The organism is Pseudoduganella sp. RAF53_2 (assembly GCF_052113985.1).
Lineage (GTDB): Bacteria > Pseudomonadota > Gammaproteobacteria > Burkholderiales > Burkholderiaceae_D > Rugamonas.
The window spans coordinates 1-4867 of record NZ_JBFRDW010000646.1 but is presented as its reverse complement, the minus strand read 5'-3'; the positions used below and the strand labels follow the sequence as shown (position 1 = coordinate 4867).

Below are 4867 nucleotides of genomic sequence, written 5' to 3'. Positions count from 1 at the left end.
TCCTGGGGCAGCACTGTGTCGCAGCCTTCGGGCATCACACCGCCGGTCATGATGCGCACGCATTCGCTGGGGCCAGGCTTCAGTGGCGAAGTGCGGCCGGCGTAGATCGTTCCCAGGATTTTCAGCGTAAGCGGTGCGCTGCCAAGCTGCTCGCCGGCGAAGGCAAAGCCGTCCATCGCGGAATTGTCGTGGGCCGGCACGTTGATGGGCGAGATCACATCCTCGGCCAGCACCCGATCGAGTGCGCTGCGCAAAGCCACTTTCTCCACGCCGCGCACGGGCTGGATAAATTCGCTGATGATGCGCTGGGCATGGCGCACAGGCAGCGCATCGGGATCGTAATCCGACAGGCAGCTGACCACCTCCTTCAGCGATGGTGCGCCAGTGGCGGCTTCCTCTTTGTGCAGCTCATCCAGCGTGTTGATGTTGCGGAAGGCGGCGGCGTCGTTGAACTGGACCTCAACCACCTTGATCGATTTGTACCAGCCATCCATGCGCCGTGCGCCGGTGGACAGGTAAGCATCCAGCTGGGGCAGGGCGCTCTTGCGAATCAGGCTGAAGACCGGGTGCAGCTGGGTGTGCACATTGCCGGTTTCGTCAGTTTCCAGCGTGGCGGCGACGGCCAGGTCGGCGTCCTTCGCGAGCATGGCCTCGTGCAGGCGCTGCACCAGATCGGCAGGCAGGAAGGGGGAATCGCAAGGCGCAGTGACCATCAACTCGGTGGCGCAGTGGCGCAGGCCAGTCTGCACGCCGGCCAGCGGGCCTTCAAAGCCGGTCAGCTCGTCCGGCAGCACCTGCGCGCCGAGCGCGCTGTAGGCAGGCAGATTGCGGTTGGCATTGATGACGACATTCTCGACTTGCGGAGAAAGGCGCTGCAGCACATGGGAAACCAGCGTGCCGCCGCGGAAGGGTTGCAGGCCTTTGTCCACACGGCCCATGCGGGTGCCGCGGCCACCCGCCAGAATCAGTGCACTGACACTCAAACTATCCTCCGATATAGGACATCTCGACTTTGCGCTCGCCGCCGGTGCGGGAAAGCCCGTCGGTGTTGATGGTTCGAAGCTCGGAATAACGGTCGCTGCGCCCACGCCAGAGCTGGGCGACGGCGCCCGAAATCTCGGCATCGCTGCGCCCTTCGCGCATCAGCTGGCGCAGATCGTGGCCGCGGGTGGCGAACAGGCAGGTGTACAGCTTACCCTCTGTCGACAGGCGCGCACGAGTACAGTCCTTGCAGAATGCGTGGGTTACACTTGAAATCACACCGATCTCGCCGCCGCCGTCCACATAGCGCCAACGCTCCGCCGTCTCGCCGGTGTAATTCGGATTCACCGGCTGCAACGGCATTTCGGCGCTGATGCGGCGCACGATTTCTGCGGAAGGGATCACGTCCTGCATATTCCAGCCGTTGGATGCGCCAACGTCCATGAATTCGATGAAGCGCAGGATATGCGGCGTGTCTTTGAAATGGCGCGCCATTGGCAGGATCTCCTGCTCGTTCATGCCGCGCTTGACCACCATGTTCACTTTGATCGGACCCAGGCCCACGCTGTGCGCGACGTCGATGCCGTGCAGGACTTCGGCCACTTCAAAATCGACATCGTTCATGCGCTTGAAGGTGGCGTCGTCCAGTGCGTCGAGCGACACGGTGACGCGCTGCAGCCCGGCGTCCTTCAGCGACTGGGCTTTGCGGGYCAGCAGGGAAGCATTGGTGGTCAGCGTGAGGTCGAGCGGCTTGCCGGACACGGTGCGCAGGTTCGCCAGCATCTCGATCAGCTTTTCCACATTCTTGCGCAGCAGTGGTTCGCCGCCGGTCAGGCGGATTTTTTCCACGCCGTGCTCGATGAAGAGACGGGCGATGCGCGTGATTTCTTCGAACGTCAGCAGGGAGTTGTGCGGCAGGTATTGGTAATCCTTGTCGAACACTTCCTTCGGCATGCAGTAGACGCAGCGGAAGTTGCAGCGGTCCGTGATCGAGATGCGCAGGTCGTGCAGCGGACGCGCGAGCGTGTCCTGCACGCTGCCGGTCGGTGGTTCCAGCGTGGCCGGGATGGCGGGCGCCTGGCTGCGGCCGTCGTTCAGGATGATGATCTTTTCAGTCATTGATACGTGAGATTCGTCTAACCCAGATACGATAGCACGATGCCAGCAATGGCACAGGCCAGCAATACCTTGATGGGGCCCATTTTAAGACGGAACAAGGCCAGGCAGGCGGCAGCGGCAATGGCGATGGACGTCCAATCCCAGCCTGTGGGCGTGTGGAAGACATGCTGGCCAAAAAACACGGCCAGGCTTGCAATCACGCCAACCACGGCGGCTGAAATGGCGGTCAGCGGTGCAGTCATGCGGATATCGCCACGTGTGGCTTCGACCAGCGGTCCGCCCGACAGCACGAAGATGAACGAAGGCAGGAAAGTGAACCAGGCCGCCACCGCCGCGCCGGCGATGCCGGCGGCGGCCGGATTGCCGAATAAATCGGCCGTCCAGGCGCCGACGAAGCCGATAAAGGCCACGATCATGATCAACGGACCTGGCGTGGTTTCGCCCAGCGCGAGGCCGTCAATCATCTGGGCCGGCGTCAGCCAGTGGAAGGTCTGCACCGCGCCTTGATACACATAAGGCAGCACGGCGTAAGCGCCACCGAAAGTCAGCAGGGACGCCTTACTGAAGAACCATCCCATCTGCGCCAGCGTGCGGTCGGCACCGCTCAGCCAGGCGATCAGCAGCCATGCTCCGGCCATCAGTCCCAGCCCGCCAAGGATATTGCGCAGCAGGCGCGGCCAGCTGAAACGGGCGTGGGCGGGCGTTGGCGTGTCATCGTCGATCAGGGCCGGGCCGTAGCTGGCTTCTGCCGCATGAGGGCCGCCACCGATCTGGAATTTTACCGGCGCCGCACGCCCGCCGATCCAGCCGATGAGGGCTGCGCTGAGCACGATGGCGGGGAAGGGCAGGTGAATGATGCTGATTGCAACAAACGCCGCGGCGGCGATGGCAATCAACAGACCGTTACGCAGCGTCCGGCTGCCGATGCGCCAGGCGGCGGCCAGCACGATCGCCACGACGGCGGGTTTCATGCCGTACAGTACGCCAGCGACAACCGGCAGGCTGCCGAACGCCAGATAAATCCACGACAGGGCCATCAGGATAAGCAGGGAGGGCAGCACGAACAGCGTGCCGGCGACGATAGCGCCGGGCGTACGATGCATCAGCCAGCCGATATAGATGGCCAGCTGGGTCGCTTCGGGGCCGGGCAGCAGCATGCAGTAATTGAGCGCATGCAGGAAGCGGTGTTCGGAAATCCAGCGGCGGCGCTCGACCAGCTCCGCATGCATCATCGCGATCTGCCCGGCGGGACTCATGTTCACTTTGGGGTCAGGCACTTTTTGGTACATGAGTTCGTTTTTTCGGGGCGAAAAAAAGGGAAGCGCGAGGCTTCCCTTTTTAGCTTGCATGAAGCATGCGTTAGCGGCGGGTGCTCACTTGCACCAGCGGCTCATCCGATACCGGCGGCTGCGGCTTGCGCTCACGCGGGACGCGCACCGGTGCCGGCACGGCAGCGGCGGCTTCCTGGGCTGCGCGCAGCTTGGCAGGATCGGTCGCGGCCATGGTCAGACCGGCGGAAGCCAGCATGTCGTCGAAGTTGGCTGGGGCAGGAGCAGCTGCCGGGGCAGGTGCTGGTGCCGGCGCAGCGGCGACTGGAGCCGGAGCAGCGACTGGCGCTGGCGCGGCTTCCACAGGCTTCTGTTCGAAGGCGTACTCGGCAGCAGGAGCCGGTTCGACCACGGCTGGAGCAGCGTCAGCGGCAGCAACTGCCGGTGCAGGCGCGACCGGGGTCGCGGCAGGCACTGGTGCCTCAACTGGCGCCGGAGCCGGTGCTGGTTCGGCAGCGATTTCGAATGCAACTTCGGCCGCTACTGCCGGAGGTGCAACGATCACTTGCGGCGCAGGTGCTGGCTCGGCAACGGCTGGAATGGCTTCAGCCAGGATGGCCGGAGCTGGTGCGACAGGCGCTTCAGGAGCAGCAGGCGCAGCGACATGCACAGGAGCCTCAGCAATCGGCGCTACAGGTGCAGCGCTGACCGGTGCCGGTGCGGCGGCCTCGGCGGACGCAACTGGTGCAGCGACTGGCGCCGGAGCGGCTTCCATTGCAGGTGCTGCGGCCTCGACAGCAGCAGTCGCCACAGCTGGTGCGGCGGCAACGGCTGGCGCAGCAGTCTCAGCAGCAGCATCAGCAACTTCGGCAGGTGCTGCACCTTCAGCAGCGTCCATGCCCTCAGCGTTCATGCCTTCTGCGTTTTCTGCGCCTTCGCGGTCACGGCGGTTGCGGTTGCGGCCACCACGGCGGCGGCGGCGGCGTGGCTCGTCACCACCTTCGGCGCCCTCGGCTTCTTCGCCTTCCGGACCCACATTCTGTGGCTTGACCAGAACCGGTGTTTCAGGAGCGCCGGTGCCAGTGCCGACCGGGCCGACGCCCGCTGCTGCCAGTGCCAATTCTTCAGCTTTCGCTTCGGCCGGCGCTGCGGATGGTTTCTCGCCGCGTGGTTCACGTGGCGGACGCGGCTGGCGTGGCTCACGCGGCTCGCGTGGTTCACGTTCGGCCTTCTCGCCGCGCTCGGCGCGTGGCTGGGCTACTGCTTCGGCATTTTCACGTGGCTCGCGCGGTTCGCGTGGCTTGCGCTCGCGCTTCTCGCGGGGCTCGCTTGCCGGTTTGGCTTCTTCGGCGCCCGGACGCGCACCTGGTTCGCGGTCTTCGCGTTCGGCACGGCCACCCTTGCCACGGTTGCGGCCGCGTGGGCCGCGTGCGTTGCGGTCGCCGCGCTCGGAAGAGGCTGGCTTGGTAACAATGGCAGGTGCCGGAGCAGCCACCGGC

General features: G+C 64.9%; 3 protein-coding genes and 1 pseudogene. All 4 read right to left on the bottom strand.

The window, feature by feature from the left end; genetic code table 11:
* Positions 1–983 (bottom strand): molybdenum cofactor guanylyltransferase MobA (gene mobA / locus AB4Z11_RS27065; RefSeq protein ID WP_442028936.1); only part of this gene is annotated, 983 nt, incomplete at its 3' end.
* A gap of 1 nt (position 984) precedes the next feature.
* Complete coding sequence (gene moaA / locus AB4Z11_RS27060; protein ID WP_442028935.1) at positions 985–2100, bottom strand: GTP 3',8-cyclase MoaA; 1116 nt, start codon at positions 2098–2100, stop codon at positions 985–987.
* Positions 2101–2117: 17 nt separating this feature from the next.
* Positions 2118–3389, bottom strand: coding sequence for a chromate efflux transporter (chrA, locus tag AB4Z11_RS27055; RefSeq protein ID WP_442028934.1), 1272 nt, complete (start codon positions 3387–3389; stop codon positions 2118–2120).
* Positions 3390–3459: 70 nt separating this feature from the next.
* A pseudogene (locus tag AB4Z11_RS27050) lies at positions 3460–4867 on the bottom strand (ribonuclease E/G); the annotation flags it as partial.

What these genes read in the sequence shown, in the direction of transcription:
- chrA (WP_442028934.1), bottom strand. Translation starts at nt 3,389, where the DNA reads ATGTACCAAAAAGTGCCTGACCCCAAAGTGAACATGAGTCCCGCCGGG.